This is a genomic window from Streptomyces sp. NPDC090127 (genome assembly GCF_044746945.1).
Classification (GTDB): domain Bacteria; phylum Actinomycetota; class Actinomycetes; order Streptomycetales; family Streptomycetaceae; genus Streptomyces.
On the sequence record NZ_JBIVDE010000021.1, the window covers coordinates 1 to 1660 of the forward strand.

Annotated in this window: 2 protein-coding genes; both read left to right on the forward strand. The window is 68.5% G+C overall.

Going from position 1 to position 1660, the window contains the following annotated elements; genetic code table 11:
* Positions 1 to 1174, forward strand: a 1174-nt coding sequence (locus ACIPPS_RS32520; protein WP_401439740.1) for a 2-oxoacid:acceptor oxidoreductase subunit alpha, incomplete at its 5' end; no start/stop codon positions are given.
* The coding region (locus ACIPPS_RS32525; protein WP_401439742.1) for a 2-oxoacid:ferredoxin oxidoreductase subunit beta at positions 1167 to 1660 on the forward strand (494 nt) is incomplete at its 3' end. The genes ACIPPS_RS32520 and ACIPPS_RS32525, both read left to right, overlap by 8 nt.

Consider the following 1660-nt stretch of genomic DNA (forward strand, 5'->3'; position numbering starts at 1 on the left):
GGCCTTCCCGGCCGGCACGTACCGCAACATCTCCGGGAACCTGGCCCTTTCCTACGGCCTGATCGCGGCGTCGCGTCAGGCGGATCTGCCGCTGTATCTGGGCTCGTACCCGATCACTCCGGCGTCGGACATCCTGCATGAGTTGAGCCGGCACAAGAACTTCGGTGTCCGCACCTTCCAGGCGGAGGACGAGATCGCGGGGATCGGTGCGGCGCTGGGCGCCGCGTTCGGCGGCTCCCTCGCGGTCACCACGACCTCGGGGCCGGGGGTGGCGCTGAAGTCGGAGACGATCGGGCTCGCGGTCTCCCTGGAACTGCCGCTGCTGATCGTGGACATCCAGCGCGGCGGCCCCTCCACAGGGCTGCCGACCAAGACCGAGCAGGCCGACCTCCTGCAGGCCATGTACGGCCGAAACGGCGAGGCACCCGTCCCGGTCGTCGCACCCCACACCCCCGCGGACTGCTTCGACGCCGCGATCGAGGCCGCCCGGATCGCGCTCGCCTACCGCACCCCGGTCTTCCTGCTGTCCGACGGCTACCTCGCCAACGGCTCCGAACCCTGGCGGATCCCCGACACCAGCGAACTGCCCGACCTACAAGTCCAGTTCGCCACCGGACCCAACCACACCCTCGACGACGGCACCCACGTCTTCTGGCCCTACAAACGCGACCCGCAGACCCTGGCACGCCCCTGGGCCGTGCCCGGCACCCCCGGCCTGGAACACCGCATCGGCGGCATCGAGAAACAGGACGGCACCGGCAACATCTCCTACGACCCGGCCAACCACGACCTCATGGTCCGCACCCGCCAGGCCAAGATCGACCGGATCACCGTCCCCGACCTCACCGTCGACGACCCCGACCACGCCACCACCCTCGTCATCGGCTGGGGCTCCACCTACGGCCCCATCACCGCCGCCGTCCGCCGCCTGCGCCGCACCGGACACCCCATCGCCCAGGCCCACCTGCGCCACCTCAACCCCCTCCCCGCAAACCTCGGCGACCTCCTGGCCCACTACGACACCGTCGTCGTGCCCGAGATGAACCTCGGACAGCTCGCCATGCTCCTGCGCGCGAAATACCTCATCGACGCCCGCTCCCACACCCAGGTCAACGGCATGCCGTTCAAGGCCGAGGAACTCGCCACGGCACTCAAGGAGGCCATCGATGGCTGAGACACTCCTCAACCTCGTGCCCAAAGCCGACGCCACCCAGTCGATGAAAGACTTCAAATCCGACCAGGAAGTCCGCTGGTGCCCCGGCTGCGGCGACTACGCCGTCCTCGCCGCCGTCCAGGGCTTCATGCCCGAACTCGGCCTCGCCAAAGAGAACATCGTCTTCGTCTCCGGCATCGGCTGCTCCTCCCGCTTCCCCTACTACATGAACACCTACGGGATGCACTCCATCCACGGCCGCGCCCCCGCCATCGCCACCGGCCTGGCCACCTCCCGCCGCGACCTGTCCGTCTGGGTCGTCACCGGCGACGGCGACGCCCTGTCCATCGGCGGCAACCACCTCATCCACGCCCTGCGCCGCAACGTCAACCTCAAGATCCTGCTCTTCAACAACCGGATCTACGGCCTCACCAAAGGCCAGTACAGCCCCACCTCAGAAGTCGGCAAAATCACCAAGTCGACCCCCATGGGCTCCCTCGACGCCCC